The following is a 22,380-nucleotide window of genomic DNA, read 5'->3' as shown; positions in this document are numbered from 1 at the left end:
TGGCATGAGCCGAAGAGGTTTTTTCTTGGCTGTTTGCATGCTGGTGTGTCGCCTAACGGAGCCAGCATGAGCGATGCCCCACTGACGATGCGTGCCTATGGCCGCCATTTATTTATTTGCACTGGTGATCAATGCAACGGCGATGCTGATGGCGCGGCGTTGGCCCAACACGCCCTCGAACAGCTTGGCGATCGGCGCAAATTGCGCAATCCCGAACGAGTTAAATGCTCGACCGTTAGTTGTTTGGGGGTCTGCCAACGCGGCCCAATTGCGGTGGTCTATCCCGAAGGCATTTGGTATCAACAGCTTGATGCGGAATTGGTTGAACAGATCGTTCAAGAGCATCTTATCAATGGCGAGCCAGTTGAAGCAGCAATTTTTCATCGGCTTTATCCAGCAGGCCAAGAGCCAGAATACGCTCCGGCAGTGCGCGGCGATCAGGCGTTTAATCCAATTGAATTGCATGCTGATGATGCAGTTGAGCAATTGGAGCCAATCGTCGTTGCTGGTACCCAATTGCATTCAACCGAGGAAAAACGCCGCTATCGCGAGCAAGTACGCAAATTGCGCAAGGGCAAAAAAGGTTTAGTCATCGTCAATACTGGCAATGGCAAGGGCAAAACCTCGGCAGCGTTGGGCGTGATGACTCGCGCGTGGGGTCGCGATCTCAAGGTGCGCGTGATTCAATTTCTCAAACACGAAAATGCCAAATTTGGCGAATCGCGGGCTGCTGCCAAGATGGAAATTGAGTTTGGTGGCACTGGCGATGGCTTCACTTGGACATCGAAAGACCTTGATACGACCAAAGCCAAAGCCTTGCATGGCTGGGAACTGGCCAAAACTGCAATTAGCTCGAATCAATATCAAATTGTGATTCTCGATGAATTTACCTATGTGTTGGCGTTTGGCTGGCTTGATGTCAACGAAGTTGTGGCTTGGTTGGCGGCCAACAAGCCCGAATTGCTGCATGTGATTATTACGGGCCGCGATGCACCAGCCGCCCTGATTGAGCACGCCGACCTCGTGACCGAGATGCGCGAGATCAAACATCCATTTACAACCCAAGGTATTCGCGCCCAAATAGGAATTGATTTCTAATGACTGAACGTCTGCAACGCAATATGGTCGAGCGCATCGATGGGCGCATGGTCAACGCTGGTTATAAACGCGGTATGTTGTTTATCTGCGCTCATGGCTGCTGCTGCGGCATTACCGAGCGTGGCTTTGCGCCGGTTTGGCCCGAAATCCATCAGCACGAATGGGAAAGCCGCAAGCTGCGCAATCTTGTGCATCTGAATATGGGCGGCTGTTTGGGGCCATGCCCGTTGGCCAACGTGGCCATGTTGATGTTCGATGGCCAGCCAATTTGGTTTCATTCGCTTAACCAGCCAGAGTTGGTGGTAGCGCTCTACGACTACATCGAAGCCATGATTCAGGCCGATCAGGTGCTGCCTGCGCCAGCCAAGCTCAAGCCGCATGTCTTCAATGGCTTTAAATGGGATGGTCAAGCGCCAGCCGCCATCAGCCAAGCGCCAGCCTTGCCAGCCAGCCAGCCCAGCCTTGGCAATGGCATCGTATTTTTGACCCAAGCTGATACCGATATTCTGCTGATTGAGCAGGCTCGTCGCCAATTGCCAAGCGATTTTACTAGCCTCCAAACCGCCAACGTGGGCGAGGCCGAAGATCAAACGGCGCTCGATACGTTGCTTGATCGGTTGTTGCCGCAGGCCGAAATTGTGGTTGTACGCTTAATTTCTGGGAGCCGTGGCTTTGAACATGGCATTGAGCGCTTGCAACAATGGACCCAGCAAACCAATGGCTTTGTGCTGTATTTGCCTGGCTTCGAAGCGCTTGACCCTGAATTGATGGCGCTTTCGAATGTTGGCGTACCGCTGGCGCACCTGATCAGCACCTACTTTATGCAGGGCGGCTTGGATAACGTAGTCAATGCCTTGGCCTGTTTGAGCGACCACCTGTTGCTCACCGGTTGGGGCTACGATGCGCCGCGAGAATTACCACGCCATGGCATCTACACGCCAGCACTCAATCGCTGCGAAGGCTGCACTAGCGCGCAATGCCAAGCCAGCGCACAACCAGCCAAGCCAACCGTGGGCGTGCTGTTTTATCGAGCACATATGCTCAGCGGCAACACCGAGTTTGTCGATGCAATTTGTCAGGCAATCGAAGCCCAAGGCATGCAACCACGAGCGGTTTATACTCACTCGCTCAAAGAAGGCGGCACGAATAATCTGCCCGCAGCCTTAGAGTGTTTGCAAGCAGAGGGGCCGATCGATGCCTTGATTTGCAGTTTGTCGTTTGCCTTGGGCAACGTCAATACCGAAGGCCCAACCCTCGCAGGTTGGGAAATCGATATGCTGCAACAAATGAATGTACCGATTATCCAAGCGATTGCTAGTGGACGCTCGCGTGAGCAATGGCAACGGGCAGGCCGTGGATTAAGCTCACTGGATACCGCAATTAATGTGGCGATTCCTGAATTTGATGGCCGAATTATCACCGTGCCAATCTCATTCAAGGAGCAAGACCCCAATTCTGGCATTGTGCGCTACGTGCCAGACCGTGAGCGGGTGGAGCGGGTGGTCGGCATTACACGGCGCTTAGTCAATTTGCGCCACAAACCAAACGCCGAAAAACGCATAGCTTTTGTGTTTACCAACAGCAGCGCCAAAGCCTCGCGAGTTGGCAACGCGGTTGGCTTAGATGCCCCAGCCTCATTATTGACCTTGCTCCACGCCATGCAAGCAGAGGGCTATCAGGTTGGTAAATTGCCAGCGAGCAGCGACCAACTGTTGCTCGATTTGATCGATCGTTGTTCGTATGATGAGACTTGGCTGACCGAGCAGCAATTAGCTCAAGCGGTGCATGTGCCAGTCGATCAATATCAACAATGGTTTGCAGAATTGCCCGCCAATTTGCAAGCCAGCATAATCAAACAATGGGGCGAAGCACCAGGCACAGCCTATTTGAGCGAGCAAGGTTTAGCGTTAGCTGGCTTGGAATTTGGCAATGTGTTTGTAGCTTTGCAGCCGCCGCGTGGCTATGGCATGGACCCCAACGCAATCTACCACATGCCCGATTTACCGCCGCCGCACAGCTATTATGCGCTCTACCGCTGGCTACGCGATGGTTGGCAGGCCGATGCCTTGGTGCATATGGGCAAACATGGCACGCTCGAATGGCTGCCAGGCAAGAGCGTTGGCCTCAGCCGCGAGTGCTTCCCCGATGCCTTAATTGCTGATTTGCCAGTAATTTATCCATTTATCATCAACGATCCAGGCGAGGGCAATCAGGCCAAGCGCCGCAGCCATGCCGTGATCATCGACCACATGACTCCGCCGATGACCAGCGCCGGAGCCTACGGCCAGTTGGCCGAATTGGCGCAATTGGTCAACGAATATTATCAAGTTGAGCAACTCGACCCGAATAAATTGCCCTTGTTGCAGCGCCAAATTTGGAACTTGCTGCAAACCAGCAATCTCAGCGACGATTTGCAATTTATTCTCAAGGCCAACCACGGCGACCACACCCACGATTGGGATGGCTCGTTCCTTGAAGATGGCACACCAACCGCTTTTGCCGAGATGGAAGGCCGCCAAGTGGCGCACCTGCTCGAAGATATTGAAGGCTATTTGTGCGAATTGACCGGAGCGCAAATTCGCGATGGCTTGCACATTTTGGGAACTTTGGCCGAAGGCGATCAGCTGCCAGAATTGCTCTTTCACCTGACCAAACTGCCCAACCTTGAGGTGCCAAGTTTGCCCGTGGCGGTTGGCAAGCTCTATGGCCTAGATTGGAATAACTTGCAAGCCAATTTGGGCGAACGCTTGAGCCAGCCCCTGCAATTAGGCGAACAAACCTTGTATAGCAACGGCGATGCGGCGGCATGGCTCGAACAGCATTGCAAAACCATCTTGCAAAATTTAGAACACCAAAACTGGCAAATTGATGCCATTCCAGCAGTGTTGCAAACCAGCTTGTTGCCCAGTGCAGCAGCGTGGGATCAAACGCTGGTCACGCCGTTGGAATTTATCTGCGCTCAGCTCATTCCCAATTTGCATGAAAGTGCGCGAGCCGAAATTGCCAGCCTGCTGCATAGCTTGAATGGAGGCTACATTCCGGCGGGGCCAAGCGGCGCACCAACTCGGGGCATGGCGCATGTCTTGCCGACAGGCCGCAATTTCTATGCGGTCGATCCGCGTTCGTTGCCCAGCGCGGCGGCGTGGCAAGTTGGCCAGCATTTGGCCGATGATTTGATTCGGCGCTATCAACGCGAAGAGGGCAGCTACCCCCGCAGCGTTGGCATCAGCATTTGGGGCACGAGCGCGATGCGCACCTACGGCGATGATATTGCCCAAGTGCTGGCTTTGTTAGGCGTGCGGCCAGTGTGGCAGGCAGAAAATCGTCGCATCACGGGCGTTGAAGTGATTCCCTTGGCCGAGCTTGGCCGCCCACGGATTAATGTGGTTTGTCGAATTAGCGGCTTCTTCCGCGATGCTTTCCCACATTTGGTCAGTTTGCTTGACCAAGCGGCCCAAACCGTGATGGCGCTTGACGAACCACTCGATCAGAATTTTGCTCGGCAACAAGCCTTTGCCGCCACCGAGCAGCTGATCAAAACTGGGCTAGCGCCTGAAATTGCCCAGCAACAAGCGCGTTATCGGGTTTGGGGCTGCAAGCCAGGCAGTTATGGCGCAGGCATTTTGCCTTTGATCGATAGCCAAAATTGGCAAGATGACGCAGATTTTGCCCGAGCCTACATTGCGTGGGGCGGCTATGCCTACACCAGCGACGAATATGGGATTGAAGCTGCCGATGCCTTTGGCACAGCCTTGAGCGAAGTGCAAATTGCCACAAAAAACCAAGACAACCGCGAACACGATATTTTTGATAGCGACGACTATATGCAATATCACGGCGGCATGATCGCCACGATTCGGGCTTTGACTGGCCGCAATCCACGCCGCTACTTTGGCGATTCGAGCAACCCACAACGCCCGCAAACCCGCGACTTGCGCGAGGAAGCGCGACGGGTATTTCGCAGTCGGGTGGTCAATCCCAAGTGGCTCGAAAGTATGCGCCGTCACGGCTACAAAGGTGCTTTGGAGCTAGCTGCCACCGTCGATTATCTCTTTGGCTACGATGCCACCGCCCAAGTTGTTGATGATTGGATGTATCACTCGATTGCAGAGCACTATTTGCGCGACGAGGAAATGCAGCAATTCTTTGCCGACAGCAACCCATGGGCGTGGCAAGCGATTGCCGAACGCTTGCTTGAGGCGATTGATCGCGATTTATGGCACGACCCAGAGCAACACGACATCGATCTGCTCAAAGCCGCCCAATCGTTGGGCTTGAGCAATTTGCAACAGCGAGGCCAGCTATGAACAACAACGATTGGTATCGCTATTTTGCGCCGCGCCAAGTTGCCACATTGAGCGCCGAACGCCAACAAGCCGATTATGCTGCCGCCCAGCAGGATCTTGATTTTGTGCTCGGCCAGCTTGGGCTTGAGTCAAACGCCAGCATTTTGGAAATTGGTTGCGGTTGGGGTCGGCATAGTGTGGCGCTGGCTGAACGGGGCTTTGCTCATGTTTTGAGTATCGATATTGCGCCCGAATTGCTACAAGCGGCACAAGCCTTTGCCCAGCAACACGGCCAAAACTGCCAATTTCACCAACAAGATTTTATTGAAATTAACGATCAGCCGTTTGATGCGATTTTCTCGTTGTACGACCGCAGTTGTTGTGGCTATCCCAGCGAGGCCGCCGATGCCCAAAGCTTGCAGCATTTAGCCAATTTGCTGCAACCAAACGGCTGGCTGATTTTTGGAATCAACGATTGGCCGTTTGCCCTGCCCGAAGCGAGCCAACGCTGGGCTGAAACTGAACAAGGCTTGGAATTGTACGAAGTCATTCCCGATCGCAGCGCCATGACCTGCACCGATCGTTTGACGGTGCTAAATGCTGGCCAACGCACGAGCTATGAACTGACCCGCCGCCATTACTATTTGCCCGAATTGCAGCGCTTGCTTAACAATGCTGGCTTGCGTTTGGCGAGCGCGTGGCATCGCCTAGACCAAAATCGAGCCTATGGCGATGGCAGCAATGGCTTGTTTATTATTGCCCAGCGAGCAAGCAATGGCTAAACGAGCGTTGAGTGCGTTATTGGCCTTGGCCTGCGATACACTGCTGCCAGAATTGCCCAACCACGTCCATCCTGTGGTTTGGATGGGCAAATGGATCAAGCAGGGCGAGCGTTTCGCGCCAAACAACGAAGCAGCGCGCTTGGCTTGGGGTGCAATCTGGCTCAGCGCAGGTATGGGCTTGAGCGCAGGTTTGGCAACCAGCATTCCGAAACATCCCTTGGCTCAAGCCTTGGTAGCTCAAAGTTTGTTGGCCTATCGGGCGCTTGATCGGGCGGTTGGCGAGGTGCAAACCGCATTGGCAGCCGATGATTTAGCCGAAGCACGGCGTTTGTTGAGCTGGCATTTGGTCAGTCGCGATACGGCGGAGCTAAGCCCAAGCGAGGTTGCCGCCGCTGCAATTGAATCATTGGCCGAAAATCTCTCAGATAGCGTGATTGCGCCCTTGTTTTGGTATTTGGCAGCAGGCTTGCCGGGCTTGGCGGCCTATCGTATGAGCAATACTTTTGATGCGATGTGGGGCTATCGCAATCAACGCTTTGAATATCTCGGCAAAGTTGCCGCCCGTTGCGATGATGTACTGAATCTGGTTCCTGCGCGCTTGACGGCAGGCCTGCTTTGGTTGGTTGCCCATGGCCAACGCCAACGAACATGGCAGGTGGCTTGGCGCGATCATAGCAAAACAGCCTCGCCCAATGCTGGTTGGCCCATGGCGGCCATGGCTGGGGCGTTGGATACCCAGTTAATCAAAATCGAGCATTATGCGCTTGGCGACGGCCCAACCCAGCCCGACCCAGCCCTAATGCAAACCGCTCGCCAGCTATCCCGCCGCGTGATCGTGGTGGTTGTGGCAGGTTTAGTTCTTGGGAGTATTAAAGAACATAGAACATAGAACATAGAACATAGGAACGAGAAGCTGAAACTAAGAATTAGTGAGTAAATGTTAACCGCTAAGATCGCGAAGGACACGAAGGAGTTGATTTAACAATTTCATCCTTCATCCCTCATACTTCATCCTTTATAAAAATGGGGTTCAATTCAAATGACCAAGGTTCGATTTAGCCGATTTTTGAGCGTTTTCTTGTTGTTGAGCAGCCTTGTGGCCTGTGGGACTGCCGAAAGTAGCATTACCCAAATTCCAGCGACAACCGTGCCAGCAACTGCAACAACCGCTAGTGCTGCCGTAGCACCAACCGCCACCACGGCAGTAAGCGCAACCGCTACATTGACTCCAACTACAACGATTAGCCCAACCGCTATCGTCAGCAGACCAACCAGCGTCAGCTATCCCTTGACGATTAAGGATAGCCTTGGCCGCGAAGTGACCTTGCAAGCAGCACCCAGCCGCATCGTTTCGTTAGCGCCATCGAACACCGAAATACTGTTTGCGGTTGGCGCGGGTGATGCGTTGGTTGGCGTGACGAAATATTGCAATTATCCCGAAGCAGCCAAAAGCATCGATCAAATTGGCGGCTTTTCGGCCAAATCGATCAGCCTCGAAACGATTGTGGCGCTCAAGCCCGATGTCGTGTTTTCAGGCGATGAAAGCCAACAAACCGTCATCGATGCCTTGGCCCAAGCCAATATTCCCGTAATTGCAATCAAATCTGAAACCTTTGAAGCCGTCTACGAAAACATTAATCTGATTGGCCAAGCTACCAATCATCAAACCGAAGCAGCCCAAGTTGTGTCCACGATGCAAACACGAATTAAGGCCGTAACTGCTAAAACCAGCACGCTTGCTGCTGCCGATAAATTGAGCGTGTTCTACGAAGTGTATGATGAGCCATTGATGACTGCTGGCCCGCAAACCTTCATCGGCCAGATGATTGAGCTTGCCGGCGGGGTCAATATTTTCGCCGAATTGAGCGAAGAGTATCCCGAAATTAGCGCCGAAGAAGTGCTCAATCGCCAACCAGCGGTGTTGATCGGGCCTGACTCACGCGGCGACAAGTTCACCGCCGAACTGCTTGCCCAACGCCCAGGCTGGAGCGAAATCAAAGCTGTCAAGGATGGCAAGGTGTTTGTGCTGGATGGTGATATTCTTTCGCGCCCAGGCCCACGTTTGGCCGATGCCTTGGAAGCAATCAGCCAAGTCTTGTATCCCGAATTGTTCAAATAAGCCTCAAACGAGCTTAATTGGTGTTTGCAAGCAGAGTCAGTGCTGGCTCTGCTTGCTCAAGTTTTGAAGGGTTGGTTTTGGCACGCTTATTCTCCAAGCCCTATTGGCGCGATCTGCTGGCATTTGGCGGCATGCTTAGCCTTTTGCTATTAACGATGGTTGTGAGCCTTGGCATTGGCGCAGTAAAATTCAGCCCTAGCACAGTGCTGCAAGCCATTGTTCAGCCTAATCATCCCAGTGCCAACAGCACCGCCGTGACAATCGTGTGGGATTTTCGGCTGGCGCGCATGCTGCTGGCCGCGCTGATTGGCGCTGGGTTGGCCAGTGCTGGGGCTGCCTTCCAAGGGCTGTTTCAAAATCCGCTCGCCGATCCGTTTTCGATTGGCGCATCTGGAGGCGCGGCCTTGGGCGCAACCTTAGCGATTGTCTTGCAAGTGCAATGGCAATGGTTGGGTTTTAATGCGATTGCGCTGTGTGCCTTTATCGGCGCGTTGCTGGCAGTCGCAGTTGTGTATAGCATTGCCGAAGTTGGCGGCCACGCGCCGCGCACGGCCTTGCTGTTGGCAGGCGCAGCGCTCAGCACGATGCTTTCAGCAACCGTCTCATTATTATTATTGATGAACGAGCAGCCGTTGTATGAAGTATTTGCCTGGTTGCTTGGCGGTTTATCAGGCCGCAGCTGGGATAATTTGCGCAGCAGCTTGCCGTTTATTGTGCTTGGCATCGCTTGGCTATGGCTGCTTGCGCGCCGCATCGATGCATTGAGTTGTGGCGATGAGGTTGCTCAAAGTTTAGGCTTATCACTGTGGCGCAGCCGGAGCGCGGTGATTGCCGCCGCCAGCATCACCACTGCCGCAACCGTCGCCAATGGCGGCATCATCGGTTTTATTGGCTTGATTGCGCCGCATATTGCCCGCTTGCTGTTTGGAGCCAACCATGCGCGCTTGATTCCGGCCAGCGGCTTGATTGGGGCAATGCTGCTGGTGCTAGCCGACACAACCGCCCGCACGATCGCCGCGCCCTTGGAACTCCCAGTTGGCATTTTGACGGCGATGCTCGGCGGGCCATTCTTTTTGTATGTGCTCAAGCGCTCACGTGGGGGAAGGATGGAAGGATGAGTATTACAGAACATAGAACATAGAGCATAGAACATAATTCCAAAAATGTATGGCTACTGGCTATTGGGATTTAACGCAGCGGCGCAGAGAAGATATGGCTATTGGCTATGGGCTTTTGGCTAGAGGAAGACAATCAAAACAATCTGTACAATCTGTGGCCAAAAACAGCCTTCGCGCTCTTCGTGTTCTTCGCGGTTCCATGCCCTTCGTGCACTTCGTGCGCTTCGTGGATCAATGCTTAACGCAGCGGCGCAGAGAAGATATGGCTATTGGCTATGGGCTATAGGAATCATAATTTGGGTCAATCTGTGCAATCTGTGGCCAAAAAACTTAACCTTCGTGTCTTTTCGCGTTCTTCGCGGTTACTGACCCTTCGTGGATCAATTTTGGAGTCGACCTAACCATGAATAACGGTAGCCAAATCCAGCCCCCGATCCCCGATCCCCAAGCCCCAATCCTAAAGGTTGAACAACTGAGTTGTCGCTATGGGGCGCGTGAGGTTTTTGCCCAGCTTGATTTAGATGCTGCCAAAGGCGAAGTGTTGGCCTTGCTTGGGCCAAATGGCGCTGGCAAAAGTACGTTATTGCGTTGTTTGGCACGGCTGCAACGGCCACAACAGGGCCAAATTTGGCTGAATAATCAGCCATTATGGCAGATGAAGCAGCGCTTAGCGGCCCAACAAATTGCCTTTGCCCCGCAAAACCATGGCCTCAATAGCGACCTGATGGTTGAGCAAATGCTGCTGCTTGGGCGCACGCCGCATCGCGGTTGGCTGCTGCCAATGAGCAAAGCCGATCGCGCAATCGTTGAACAATTACTTGAACGCTTCAATTTAACTCAATATCGTCGCCAGAGCTTGGCCGAGCTTTCGGGCGGCGAACAACGGCGGGTAATTATCGCCCGCGCCTTGGCCCAGCAACCAAGCATCTTGTTGCTCGATGAGCCAACCGCCCATCTTGATTTAAAATATCAACTTGAAATTATGCAATTGGTCAGCGAGTTGGCGCATAGCGATGGGGTTTGTGTCATTTTGACCTTGCACGATCTGAATCAAGCCAGCCTTTGCGCCGACCGGATTGCGCTCTTGGCCCATGGTCGCTTGCAAGCAGTTGGCCCACCAAGCAGCGTGCTACGTAGCGAATTAATCGAGGCGGCCTACGATGTGCCAGTTCAATTAATCGAACACCCCAGCCATGGCCTGCCGTTGGTAATGCTTCAACCACAACCCAAGGAACGATCATGGCTCATTTAGTCTTATTTACTGGCGGCGCACGCAGCGGCAAAAGCTGGCGCGCCGAGCAATATGCCAGCCAGCAAGCAGAAAATGTCTATTACATTGCCACGGCCCAAGCTGGCGATAGCGAAATGCAGCAGCGAATTGGCCTGCACCAAGCACAACGGCCTAGCCATTGGCAAACCATCGAAGCGCCACTGGCAGCCAGCCAAGCATTAAATCAACTCCCACGAGGCAGCGTGGTCTTGCTCGATTGTCTGACTTTATTGGTGAGCAACCTGTTGCTGGCCAACGAAGCCCAGCCCGAATCTGTGATCCAAGCTGAAATTGCAGCGATTTTGGCGGTTCAGCAAGCCCGCGATTTACACCTGATCGTCGTGACCAATGAAGTTGGCATGGGCATCGTGCCCGCCTATGCCTTGGGTCGCGTCTATCGCGACCTGATTGGCCGTGCCAACCAGCAGATCGCGGCGGCGGCCAACGAGGTTTATCTGGTGATTGCTGGACTGCCAATCGAAATTCGCCAATTGCAGCCAGCGTGGGCCAAATGATGCAACAGCCAACCCATGGCGCAATCGATTATGCTGAATTAAAACAACACGGGCTTGACCCAAGCCAAATCTGCGATTTCAGCAGCAATGTCAACCCACTTGGCACGCCAGATTTTATTCGGGCAGCGCTCGCAACCGTCGATTTGGCCCATTATCCTGATCGCCAATGTTTGGCGTTGCGGGCAGCGCTGGCCAACCATCACACTTGCGCGCCAGAACAGTTATTAATTGGCAATGGCAGCAATGAGCTAATTCACTTAATTGCCCGTGCATTGCTGCAAGCCAACGATTATGTTGTGCTAATCGAGCCAACCTTTGGCGAATACGCCTATGCCAGCAGTTTGGCTGGCGCACAGCTCATTCGCTATCAAGCAAGCGCCAAAACTGGCTTTCAGGTTGATGTTGCTGCCTGCTGCCAACTGATTGCCGAGTATCGCCCACGCTTGGTTTGGCTGTGCAACCCCAATAATCCAACTGGCAGCTATTTGCCAGCCCAAGCAATTGAGCAACTTCAAGCAGCCTGTGCCACAGTGCAGGGCTATTTGGTGCTCGATTTGGCCTATGCCGATCTAGGGGTCGGGGGTCAGGGGTCGGGGGTTGGGGGTTGGGAATTGAATGATTCTATTGAATTGAACTCCCCTCGCCCGCTACGTGGGAGAAGGGTTGGGGGTGAGGGAACGCAACCCAATCTCCAGTCCCCAGCCCCCAACCCCCACACAATCTACCTTTACTCATTGACCAAAAGCTATGCCTTGGCGGGCTTACGCTTGGGCTATGTTGTAGCCAAGCCAAACATCATCACGGCCTTGCGGCGCTGGCAGCCACAATGGAGCGTCAATAGTTTGGCACAGGCGGCAGGCTTGGCAATTATGGCAAATTCAACGTGGTTAGCGCAACAGCTTGGCCAATGGTGGGCTTGGAGCGATCAGCTACGGGCTGAATTAGGCCAACTCGGGTTGCGGGTTTTGCCAAGTTGCTTGCCATTTTTCTTGGTTGAAGTGCAGAATGCTGCCCAAACCCGCAGCGCCTTATTGCAGCACGCCTGTTTGGTGCGTGATTGTAGCTCGTTTGGCTTGCCCAGCTTGATTCGAATTGCCCCACGCCAGCCACACCAAAATCAGCGCTTGCTTGCAGCTTGGAGAACCCTATGCTCGCCCCTGTTTTGATGGTTGTTGGAACTGCTTCGTCGGTTGGTAAAAGTACCTTGGTCAGTGCGCTGTGTCGCATCGCCGCTCGCCGTGGCATTCGGGTTGCGCCGTTCAAAGCCCAAAATATGAGCAACAATGCCGCCGTGACGGCCAACGGCGAAGAAATTGCCCGCAGTATTGCGGTGCAAGCAGCCGCCGCCAAGCTCGCACCCAGCATGCAGATGAATCCGATTTTGATCAAGCCCGAAGGCCAGCGCCGCAGCCAAATTATTGTGCAAGGCCGACCATGGCGCACCCTTGATGCAATCGATTATTGGCAGCGCAAGCAAATGCTGTGGGATATTGTCAGCAGCAGCCTCGATAATTTGCGCCAAGACTATGATTTGGTGATTGCCGAGGGCGCTGGCAGCCCAGTTGAACTCAATCTCAAAGCCCACGACATCACCAATATGCGGGTCGCAACCTATGCTCAAGCCCAAACCTTGTTGGTTGGCGATATTGACGTTGGCGGAATTTTCGCGGCCATGCTGGGCACGCTCATGTTGCTAGAGCCTGAGGAACGCCAATTAATCGCTGGCCTGATTGTCAATCGTTTTCGCGGCGATCCAGCCTTATTTACTGATGGAATTGCGATGCTCGAACAGCGCAGCAATAAGCCAGTTTTGGGCGTTGTGCCGTGGTTGCCGCAGCTTGGCCTGCCCGAAGAAGATGCGGTGGCCTTAGAACGGCCTGCGCAAGTGGCAACTACGGCGGGATTAACAATTGGGGTCATTCAACTACCTGCCATTGCCAACTTCGACGATTTTGATCCGTTGGCGCAAGAACAGGGCGTAGTAGTGCGCTATATCAAGCAGCCGCATGAATTAGCCCATTGCCACGCGTTAATTGTGCCAGGCACAAAGCACACGCTGGCCGCCCGCCAATGGCTTAGCGAGCAGGGCTTCGATCAGCCAATTCAACAATTTCAAGGCCCAATCGTCGGCATTTGCGGTGGCTATCAGCTGCTCGGCCAACAGATTGATGATCCACAATCGCTCGAAGGTAACGGCGGCAGTCTGGCAGGCTTAGGCCTTTTGCCCATCACAACCGTATTTAGCGCCGAAAAACAAACCCGCCAAGTGCAGGCTACCAGCCATTTGCCATGGGCCAAGGATTGCCCGCTGACAGGCTATGAAATTCACTTAGGTCGCAGCGAACTGCTCGCCGATCAAGCAGCGTTGACGATTGAACTAGCAGGCTCCAGCCACGCCGATGGCTGTATGCGGGCTGATGGCAAGGTTTGGGGTTGTTATCTGCATGGCATTTTCGCCAACCAAGCTTTTCGCCATGCATGGCTCGGTAGCCTCGGCTGGCAAGCACAAACCACACAGCCAGCAAGCGATCCCTTCGAGCGCCTTGCCGACCACGTTGAAAAAGCCTTGGAGCCAAATTTACTAGCAAAACTATTGAATGGAAAGCAAAAAAGAACATAGATATTAGGCTATTGGCTATTGGCTTTTGGCTTTTGGAACATAATCCCAATAATCTGTGTAATCTGTGGCCAAAAAGAACATAGAACAAAGAGCATAGAACATAACGTCAGTGATCAGAGATCAGGCTATTGGCTATTTGTACTGGTACATTGCGTTAACGACGGTTTCCCCCTCACCCCCTAGCCCCCTCTCCCGTCGAACAGGCGAGGGGGAACCGCTGAATCAGAGCTCCCCTCGCCCGCGTTCAGTGGGCGAGGGGCTGGGGTGAGTGCATGCCGCTGGTTATCAATCTAATGAACCAGTACAGCTATTGGCTCTCAGCTATTGATTTTTGCCTTTTGCCTTCTGCCTTTTGCCTTCTGACTTTTGCCTTTACCCCTATGTTCTATGCTCTTTGCTCTTTGCTCTACTCCTGCCACAACTGCTCACACTGCCATTCATCGTTGGTTGCGGCGAGGCATTGCAGTTTCGGCCACCAATAAGCCTGATCAGCGCCAGCAACTGCATTCCAAATCGGGTCAAACAGCATATAGGCCAACATCAAGCGATAATCGTTGCAAAGTTGTTGCCACGAATAATTAATCCCCGCGCCGATCAAGCCAGCTAAATAGCGCCGCAACAATTGCTCTTCAGCCAACGCCCGTTGGGTCGGATTCCAAAACGTGGCCAGCAGATAGACCAAATCGTAGGTTGGCAAGTTGGCCGAAGCGTCACCAAAATCCAACAGATAAGCATCTTCGGCATGCGGGTCTTTGGGGCAGAAAAATTGGTTGAAATAGCAATCGCCCTGCGAAAGGGTTAATTGCTTGCCGCTGCTAACCCGTGGCTCAAGCCAGCGTTGCCAAAGGGTTGGCAAGGCGTTTAAGGTTGTGGTCAGGCGATCATGCAATGCGCCGTTGAGAATTGAGCCATGGCGGGAGAGAAATTGCTGCCATTCGTGCTGCCGACGTTGAACATGCTGAGCATGCGCCGTTGCATCGTTATACCACCAGCGCAGCGCAAACGCTGAAGCGGCTTGGCCTAGTGGCGCTGCTTCCCACCACGAGGAATGCAATTGGGCCAAGGCATCAATACACATAAAGCGGCGTTGCTCTTTTGGCACGCTCTCGCCAGCAATTAACGCTTTCCGATCAATCGCTGGCTCATGAGTTTCGCTAACATCGGCCAGCAAACAATTGGCATCACCAGAGGCCGCATCGTAGCCAGCAGCATAGCAGGCAACCATTGGCAGGTGCAACAGATCATTGTTTTGCGCATACTCATAAATTGCGACTTCATGCGCACCATGGTGATCATGGGTAATTTTGAGCACAAGTTGGCGTGGTGCTTTGAGCGGCGTGCGAAACAATTGCAATTGAATATGGCCAATTTGCGAATTGGCGGCATGTTCTTCGATCAGCTGAAAATGGCGAATCGTGCCAGCGCCCAACCACGGCTGTAGGTGCTCAATCAGCCACGCCAACGAGAGGTCGCTCAACGAATGGAGTACGCGCATGATCGCTCCTTAACAGCTGACGATCAATTGCCGCGATGCCTCACATTAAATTGCTGCCCACGGGTCACATTGATCGCATAGGTGATTCCTTGTTGCAGGCTACTATGCGTCATGATCGAACGGAAATCAATCCCCAAAGTAACCAAGGTTTGGGCCAATTCAGGCCGAATGCCCGTGATAATTACGCGTGCGCCTAGTAGCTGAACGCTGTTGGCCGCCCGAATCAGCAAGCCCGCAACTTGGGTATCCATCACCGGAACGCCGGTCACATCAACGATCGCAATTTGGGCTTTGTTGATATGCACGCCTTCGAGCAGGGTTTCCATAAATTGCTGGGCACGCGCTGTATCCACGCTGCCAACCAACGGCAACAGCACCACCGTGTCGGCAATTGGAATCAGCGGAGTCGAGAGTTCAATCAGGGCTTGTTGTTGGGTGCGAATAATTTCTTCGTGCAAGCGTTGGCGCTCGGCCTCGGCCTGTTTTTGGTCGCTAATGTCGTGGGCAATCACCGAAAAGAAGCTTGGCTGTTGATCAACATCATAGTGGCAAAGCATTTGATACATCACTGGCAAGCGTTGACCATGAGCTGGTTTAAGTTCATGCTCGCCCATCCACGAGCCATGAACTTGAGCATGGTGCAAGGTTTTGGCCAGCCATTGCTGCTCGCTTTTGTCGGGGTGCAGATCATCCCAGCTTAATTGATTCGCCGCATCAGTTGGCTCAATTGCTAATAAACGCCGCGCCGCTGGATTGAGATATTGCATCTTGCCCGAGAGATCAGCGATTGCCACAATATCGTTTGTCGAACTCAAAATCGTATCAAAGCGCCCCAACAATGCTTCGGCCTGCTTCTGCTCAGTAATATTCAGCAACAGGCCATCCCACAGAATTGCCCCGTTGATCAGGCGGGTCGGACGCGACGCACCTTGTAGCCAATTTTCTTGGCCATCGATGTAGACCCGACCTTCCCAGCGCCATGGTTCGAGCGTGCGCGCCGATTCCATAATGGCTTCTTGGAAGCGAACTCGATCGCTTGGATTGACCGCCTCGGTCACAATGCTAGCATCGCGCATAATTGCCTCTGGCTCAAGGCCATAAATATCGCGGCTACCAGTGCTAACAAAGGGAAAGTGCATTGTATGGTCTGGTTCGAGCAAAAATTGATAAACCATGCCGGGCACGTTTTCAATAATTCGTTGCAAACGAGCTTCGTTTTCAGTCAATGCTGCTGAAGTTGCAACATCGCTGCTGAGATCGTGTGAAATGCCAACCGTGCCAATAATTTCGCCTGTTTGGTTACGAATTGGATGCTTGGTCGTCGAAAAAAGATGCACCTCGCCATTATGCCGCGTGACTGGCTCGGAACTAATCAGCAACGGCACACCAGTTTCAAAAACCTGGGCATCATCGCGCACATATTGCTCGGTATAGCTTGGTTGGTTGAATTCAGCATCAATTACATCTTGCAGCTGCTGCTCGTTCATCCCATAATATTCGCGAAAAGCTCGATTGGCGTAGCGAATGTGCGAGCCAGGACCTTTGTAGAGAATCAAATCTGGAATCGTATCCAAAATTTGTTCATAAATGGAGATCTGGGCACGCAAGGCGATGATTTTTTGCTGTAGGTCACTGGTCGTTTCATCCTGATCCACATACACATCTGTGCCCATTCCGTGCCTCCTCGGTTTAGTATTTGCTGATCGCTTTAGTGTCCGCTATCTAGGGTGATCTGCGCCTCCCACAAAGGTCACGATCTTATCTAGTACTTCTGTCGAATGCAGGATGCCGCTATGTCCTAGTTTGCTGGTAGCCAAAAGTTCTGAGTTAGGCCAATGTTGCTGTAATTCTTGGCCATAACGGAAATCAACCCGTAGATCATTGCGGTCGTGCACAATTAAGGCTGGCGGTAAATGCTCGGTTGGCATCGATTTCATGGCATAATAGCTTGCTGGCTGGCCAAATTCGTGCTGTAAAGCTTGGTTGAATAAGCGTTTTAGGCGTTGCGATAGGCCAAAGCCATCGGCAAACGCGCCAGTCATATATTCGCCACTGGTCGGCGCGCCCATCAGCACAACCCGTTGCGGCTGTGGAACGCCCAGCATGCCAAGCATCCATGCGCTACAAGCTGCCCCAAACGAGTGCGCAACAATCAGATCGAAGAGGCCAAGTTGCTGCACGGTGGCGGCTAACGCTGCACTAAAATCGGGAATGCTGGTAGTCGTGCCTTCGGAAGCGCCGTGGGCTGGACCATCGATTGCGGTAACTTCGTAACCAAGCGCAACCAAACGCGGAGCCAAGGCATGCCAGCGCCGGGCATCATGCTCCCAACCATGCACCAGCAATGCTTTGCGTGTACCAGTGCCCCAGCGATAGGATTGCAAACGTAGCGCGTTGTGCTCTACCTGCAAACGCTGCGCCGATTGGAGAAATTTTGAGCTTTTGTTGCCTGCCGCCCGTCGTGGCTGTAGAAAAAGCTTGAGCACCATGCGCCCTGCAAGCTGCGGCGCAACATAGCTCAGGCCGCCAATCCCATTGCGCAGCAAACGCGCTTGCCACGGAAGTTTTATTGTTTGAGTTGCCATATGTTCCCCTAAAAGCTGCCAATTTGTCGCTGGTTAAATGCATATCAACTATTGTAATAAGCAATGTTACCACTGTCAACATAGAGGTATTTGAATGATTGAAGAACGCTATCATCATGGCGATTTGCGCCAAGCGCTGTTGGTCATTGCCAAACAACAGCTGACGAGCCAAGGCTTTGAAGCGCTCAGTTTACGGGCGATTAGTCGTGAGGCGGGGGTGAGCCATGCGGCGGCCTATCGCCATTTTCCCAATAAAGAGGCGTTGGTAGCGGCTTTGGCCTGTGCAGGGTTTGAGCAATTAGCGGCATTTGTTGAAGCTGAGGTGATGCAGCACAGTGCAGATCCACGCGAGCAATTTTTTCAATGTGGCATTGCCTATGTGCAATTTGCCCTGAACAATGCGCCCTTATTTCGGGTAATGTTTGGGGTTTCGGGGGTTGATCGCTTGCAATATCCCGCAACTCATACTGCTGCTCAAGCCAGTTTTGGGGTGTTAGTGGGCACAATTCAACGCGGCCAAGCAGCAGGTCTGATTGGCGCAGGCGAGCCGCGGCAATTGGCCTTCACGGCGTGGGCGGCGGTGCATGGTTTGGCAACCCTCGCGCTCCAAGATCAAATTACCTCGCAACAAGGTGCAATTGATTCGGAGCGCTTAGTTCGCAATAGCGCAAAACTACTTTGGAATGGCTTGAAATATGGCCAAACTTAGGCCATATGCGCATCAAGCCATTCGATAATCAAGGGAATTAATGTGGTTTGTTCTGGCTCGTTCAGCACTTCGTGATACAAGCCTGGGTAGGTGTGCAAGGTTTTATCCTGCGATTTAAACAGGCCAAAGGCGTGAATTGCCGCCTCAGGGCTAACTAAACGATCATCCAAGCCTTGCAACATCAGCACTGGCAAGCTAATTTCGCTAGCCCGTTGATCGATCACCCGTGTTGCATTAATCATCGCCGTGCCCATTTGCGATTTGATGCCGCCTTTATAATTCAGCTCATCAGCCTTGAAGGCCTCGACAACCTTGGGATCGCGGCTGTTCCATTGGGGATCAAACGGCGCAACTGGCAGCTGCGGCAGAAATTTGCTAATAAACGCACCAACTTTAACCACCGCTTTTGGGGTTTTGGCATCGACTTTGAAGGCTGGACCAGTCAGAACCAAGCCATGCAGATTATGGCCATATTCCAAGGTGTAGAGCGTGCTGATCAAGCCACCCATGCTATGGCCAAGCATAAAGAGCGGCCCATTTGGCTCTTTATCGCGCACCAACCGCACAAAACTGGCTAAATCGTTGACAAACTCTTCGAAATGCTTGACGGTGGCGCGATTGCCTTGCGATTGGCCATGACCGCGATGATCAAGCGCCCAAACGCTGTAGTTGGCAGCAACCAAGGCCTCGGCCACATGCCGATAGCGCCCGCTGTGCTCTGCATAGCCATGCACCACTACCACGGTTGCCTTGGGCGTAGCTGGCCGCCATGTTTGATAAAAAATTGTGGTGTTGTGAACGCCAGTAAAGGTTGCCGTTGTATGTTCCATTGATAGGCCTTTCTGTTTTTAGGGATCGGTTGTCGGGAATCGGGGATCGGTTTTGCTCCACAAAAGCCACGAAGGATGCAACCGCGAAGAGCGCGAAGAAGTGATGGCGATAGGCTATGGGCGATAGGCTACCGGAATATGTACAATACCAAAACATATCGCGATAGCCAAAAGCCCATAGCCTTCTTCTGACTTCTGACTTTTGCGTTCATCCTTCATCCTTCATAATTATTTGCTCTGCGCCGCTGTGTTAAACCCCGATCCCCAGCCCCCGATCCCCAACTTCTATGTTCTATGTTCTATGCTCTAAATTAATTCTTCGTAGACCGCCCGAATTTGGGCATATTTATGCTCCCACGTTAGCTCGGCTAGGGTTTGCGCATAGCCGCGTTGGCCAAGCTGCTCGGCAAGGGCTGGCTCGGTCAGGAGTTTGGCCAAGCTGCTGGTTAATTGAGCAACATTGCCATAATCGACCAATAAGCCTGTTTCGCCATCGCGAATCACCGCTGGCACGCCACCAGCCCGTGCGCCAATCACGGGCAAACGATACAACCACGCCTCAAGGTAGACAATGCCAAACGAATCGGTGCGTGATGGCATGGCAAACAGGCTTGCTGCTGCCAAAGCATCACGTTTGCGTTCTTGCGGCGCACGCGCAAAGACATGAATCCGTTGCTTGCTGGAAGGGTCAAGCGTCTCCCAAAGCTGCTCGAAATGGGCCATCGGTGTGCCAACCATTACCAAATGCTCATCGCGGCCACTTGCCCAAAGCTGCTCCATCGCGCGAATCAGGTCAAATGCGCCTTTTTCTTTGGCCAACGTGCCGATATACAACACAAATGGCTGCTGAATGCCAGTTTCTTGGCGAAAACGCTCAGCATCGCCACCAGCTAATTCGCTTGGCTCAACCCCCACGCCAATGCAACGCATCGTTGCCCGTGGAATCCCGCAATCGGCCAAATAATCGGCTTCGAGCGGCGTTTGCACAATCACCCGATCTGCTTGTTGCATCAATTTAATATGATGAGGCATTGTATAATAGCGCACTAACGAGCGATCGCCTGGCACGCCCAAATGCACATAGGGCGAAATTACAAACGGAATTTTAGCCTGCTTGGCGTATTTCAAGGCCGGAATCAGCATAAAATCCAAGGTAATGTTGGCAGCATGCACCAAATCGAATTGATCGATCTGCTGGCGCAGCGCACGGTTGAAGGCTGGCAAGCGCGGCGTGATTTGGCTGAGCGCCATCAACAATCCACTGGTGGCTGGCAAGCGCCCCATTTCCAACATTGCGCGGCGCAAAATTGGGTAGACCATTTTTGGGCAAGGCGCGCGAACCACCGGAAAACGCCGAATCGCTACGCCATTATGCTGTTCGTTTGGCTGATCGATGGTGCGTCGACCTTTGGCCCAAAAATGGTCAAGATCCCAAGCGTTGCTTGTCCAAACATCGACCGTATGACCTTCGGCAGCCAAGCGTTCAGCAATCACTTGGCAAACTTGCTCCGAACCACCAATATATGGATAATAGCGCTGAATAACTTGTAAAATCCGCATGAATACTCGCTAACGGCCACAACCAGCAGGATTTTTGGCTTGGGCATACAACCGATCGAATTCGGCCATGTAATGCCGCGCCAAATCAGGATCAGTGATAATCAATAAATTTTCGTCGTTATTATTTTCAGCAGCAGCGGTAAAATTATATGATCCGGTAATCACAATTTTTTCATCAATCACCATTGTTTTATTATGTAAAATATAACAATTCGCATCGCGAAAAATTGGAATGCCTGCTTTTTCCAAAATGCCAAATTCCGAGCCAGTACCATCAGCATTCCGTGCTTCCATCACGACTTCAACTTCTACGCCTGCTTTATGGCGATTGATCAACGCTTGGGCAGTATCATCGTCGGTAAACGAAAATGCTAGCACATTAACCGATTGTTTTGCATTTTTTATGTAGTTGACAATTTTGGCGCGTGGTTTATCAACTGGCGAGAAATAGGTTTCAATTTGCACGCCACCAGCTAATTTAATCACTGGATGCGGTGTATTTTTGGGAGCTTTGCCACCCATGTTGCCTGCAAACAAATCAAGAAAACGCTGGCGATAATTGGCAACCAACTCGGGAACGCGCGAACGAAGCATATTATTGTTATTGCGATAAACATCGTTTACCACTAAATTCATCGAGCCAGTCCAAACAATCGCATCATCGATCACAACGATTTTATTGTGCATAAAGGCTGAGCGTTCATCCCAGGTAATTGGAATTTTGGCAGCTTCCAAACGGCCTGTGGTTTCAGCAACTTCTGGAGCCGCCAAGTTTTCGTCATCAACCACCAATTGCACTTTGACTTTGCGTTTTTTGGCCCGAATCAACGCATCGGTCATCAAATCCAAATCAAAATCGAATGAAGCAATATAAATTGTACTTTTGGCAGCATCAATATCGGCAATGATGCCTGCATCAACTCCACCTTTGCGCCCAGCAGCTTTTTCGGGGTAGCTTGGGCGGGTGAAGAAAACTTGATACCACGCGCCTTGAGCCACAGAAGCTTTATTCGGGTCAATCGCCGCCGCCACAGCATTGGCATCAGGCTGATTGGCTGGCAAGGTTGGCTGGGCCACGCTCGTTGGCTGATCGCTGGTGCGCCCAAGCCAGCGATCAAAATAGCCCTCTTGATAGCAATACACCAATCCCGCAATCAGCAGAATCAGGATAATTTGCCAAGGCTTGAGCTTCGTCGTTGATTTGCTACGCGCCATAGATCAGCCTTTCAGTAGAATAGTAGGGGTCAGGGTCTAGGGATCAGGGGCCAGTTTATAGCTACCTGGGCAGATTATTAATTGTTAGACGCAGTTATAGACAACCAGAACAGGAAACATAAAGGTTTGAGATCAACTGCACCCTAACCCCGAGCCCCTGACCCCTGATTCCTATGTT

17 protein-coding genes are annotated in these 22,380 nt (G+C 52.5%); 11 read left to right on the top strand and 6 right to left on the bottom strand.

Annotation, left to right across the window (positions count from 1 at the left end; genetic code table 11):
* Positions 1–66 precede the first annotated feature (66 nt).
* The 10 genes from cobO to JOD20_RS07745 all read left to right on the top strand — a co-directional run bounded on the left by cobO (position 67) and on the right by JOD20_RS07745 (position 13,808).
* A complete protein-coding gene (gene cobO, locus JOD20_RS07790) occupies positions 67–1,098 on the top strand; it encodes a cob(I)yrinic acid a,c-diamide adenosyltransferase (RefSeq protein ID WP_239583769.1) in 1,032 nt (343 codons plus the stop codon).
* On the top strand, positions 1,098–5,405 hold the full coding sequence (locus tag JOD20_RS07785) for a cobaltochelatase subunit CobN (RefSeq protein WP_204754724.1): 4,308 nt from the start codon (positions 1,098–1,100) through the stop codon (positions 5,403–5,405). Before cobO ends, JOD20_RS07785 begins: the two co-directional genes overlap by 1 nt.
* Positions 5,402–6,166, top strand: a complete 765-nt coding sequence (locus JOD20_RS07780) for a class I SAM-dependent methyltransferase (RefSeq protein ID WP_204754723.1) — start codon at positions 5,402–5,404, stop codon at positions 6,164–6,166. Before JOD20_RS07785 ends, JOD20_RS07780 begins: the two co-directional genes overlap by 4 nt.
* On the top strand, positions 6,126–7,055 hold the full coding sequence (gene cbiB, locus JOD20_RS07775) for an adenosylcobinamide-phosphate synthase CbiB (RefSeq protein WP_239583768.1): 930 nt from the start codon (positions 6,126–6,128) through the stop codon (positions 7,053–7,055). The genes JOD20_RS07780 and cbiB overlap by 41 nt, the downstream gene beginning before the upstream one ends.
* Positions 7,056–7,205: 150 nt before the next feature.
* On the top strand, positions 7,206–8,285 hold the full coding sequence (locus JOD20_RS07770) for an ABC transporter substrate-binding protein (protein ID WP_204754722.1): 1,080 nt from the start codon (positions 7,206–7,208) through the stop codon (positions 8,283–8,285).
* A 20-nt stretch (positions 8,286–8,305) separates the two neighbouring features.
* Entirely contained in the window at positions 8,306–9,403 is a 1,098-nt protein-coding gene (locus JOD20_RS07765) for a FecCD family ABC transporter permease (protein WP_338034178.1), read from the top strand.
* 403 nt (positions 9,404–9,806) lie between these two features.
* Positions 9,807–10,655, top strand: coding sequence for an ABC transporter ATP-binding protein (locus JOD20_RS07760; protein WP_204754721.1), 849 nt, complete (start codon positions 9,807–9,809; stop codon positions 10,653–10,655).
* The gene (gene cobU / locus JOD20_RS07755) at positions 10,643–11,188 is read left to right on the top strand and encodes a bifunctional adenosylcobinamide kinase/adenosylcobinamide-phosphate guanylyltransferase (RefSeq protein WP_204754720.1); all 546 of its coding nucleotides are present in this window, start codon (positions 10,643–10,645) and stop codon (positions 11,186–11,188) included. Before JOD20_RS07760 ends, cobU begins: the two co-directional genes overlap by 13 nt.
* A complete protein-coding gene (locus JOD20_RS07750; protein WP_204754719.1) occupies positions 11,185–12,354 on the top strand; it encodes a pyridoxal phosphate-dependent aminotransferase in 1,170 nt (389 codons plus the stop codon). The genes cobU and JOD20_RS07750 overlap by 4 nt, the downstream gene beginning before the upstream one ends.
* The gene (locus JOD20_RS07745; RefSeq protein ID WP_204754718.1) at positions 12,336–13,808 is read left to right on the top strand and encodes a cobyric acid synthase; all 1,473 of its coding nucleotides are present in this window, start codon (positions 12,336–12,338) and stop codon (positions 13,806–13,808) included. Before JOD20_RS07750 ends, JOD20_RS07745 begins: the two co-directional genes overlap by 19 nt.
* A gap of 406 nt (positions 13,809–14,214) precedes the next feature.
* On the opposite strand, the gene JOD20_RS07740 is transcribed toward JOD20_RS07745, so the two are convergent.
* Genes JOD20_RS07740 through JOD20_RS07730 form a run of 3 tightly spaced genes read right to left on the bottom strand, consistent with a single transcriptional unit; the run spans position 14,215 to position 17,888 of the window.
* Positions 14,215–15,303 carry a phosphotransferase family protein gene (locus JOD20_RS07740; protein ID WP_204754717.1) on the bottom strand — a complete coding sequence of 363 codons (1,089 nt, stop codon included), beginning with the start codon at positions 15,301–15,303 and terminating at the stop codon, positions 14,215–14,217.
* A gap of 23 nt (positions 15,304–15,326) precedes the next feature.
* Positions 15,327–16,976 (bottom strand): PAS domain S-box protein, encoded by a 1,650-nt coding sequence (locus JOD20_RS07735; RefSeq protein WP_204754716.1) that lies wholly within the window; start codon positions 16,974–16,976, stop codon positions 15,327–15,329.
* 45 nt (positions 16,977–17,021) lie between these two features.
* Positions 17,022–17,888 carry an alpha/beta fold hydrolase gene (locus JOD20_RS07730; RefSeq protein WP_204754715.1) on the bottom strand — a complete coding sequence of 289 codons (867 nt, stop codon included), beginning with the start codon at positions 17,886–17,888 and terminating at the stop codon, positions 17,022–17,024.
* Between the two features lie 94 nt (positions 17,889–17,982).
* Between JOD20_RS07730 and JOD20_RS07725 the strand changes: the two genes are divergently transcribed.
* A complete protein-coding gene (locus JOD20_RS07725; protein WP_204754714.1) occupies positions 17,983–18,597 on the top strand; it encodes a TetR/AcrR family transcriptional regulator in 615 nt (204 codons plus the stop codon).
* Here JOD20_RS07725 and JOD20_RS07720 read toward each other — a convergent pair.
* The 3 genes from JOD20_RS07720 to JOD20_RS07710 all read right to left on the bottom strand — a co-directional run bounded on the left by JOD20_RS07720 (position 18,594) and on the right by JOD20_RS07710 (position 22,202).
* Entirely contained in the window at positions 18,594–19,427 is an 834-nt protein-coding gene (locus JOD20_RS07720; RefSeq protein WP_204754713.1) for an alpha/beta hydrolase, read from the bottom strand. The genes JOD20_RS07725 and JOD20_RS07720 overlap by 4 nt on opposite strands.
* 306 nt (positions 19,428–19,733) lie before the next feature.
* Positions 19,734–20,987: a glycosyltransferase family 4 protein gene (locus JOD20_RS07715; RefSeq protein ID WP_204754712.1), complete on the bottom strand. Its 1,254-nt coding sequence runs from the start codon at positions 20,985–20,987 to the stop codon at positions 19,734–19,736.
* Positions 20,988–20,996: 9 nt separating this feature from the next.
* On the bottom strand, positions 20,997–22,202 hold the full coding sequence (locus tag JOD20_RS07710; protein ID WP_204754711.1) for a phospholipase D-like domain-containing protein: 1,206 nt from the start codon (positions 22,200–22,202) through the stop codon (positions 20,997–20,999).
* Positions 22,203–22,380 lie beyond the last annotated feature (178 nt).

The organism is Herpetosiphon giganteus (assembly GCF_016907925.1).
Taxonomy (GTDB): domain Bacteria; phylum Chloroflexota; class Chloroflexia; order Chloroflexales; family Herpetosiphonaceae; genus Herpetosiphon; species Herpetosiphon giganteus.
The sequence above is the reverse complement of the archived record's forward strand: the minus strand, read 5'-3'. Positions and strand labels throughout refer to the sequence as shown.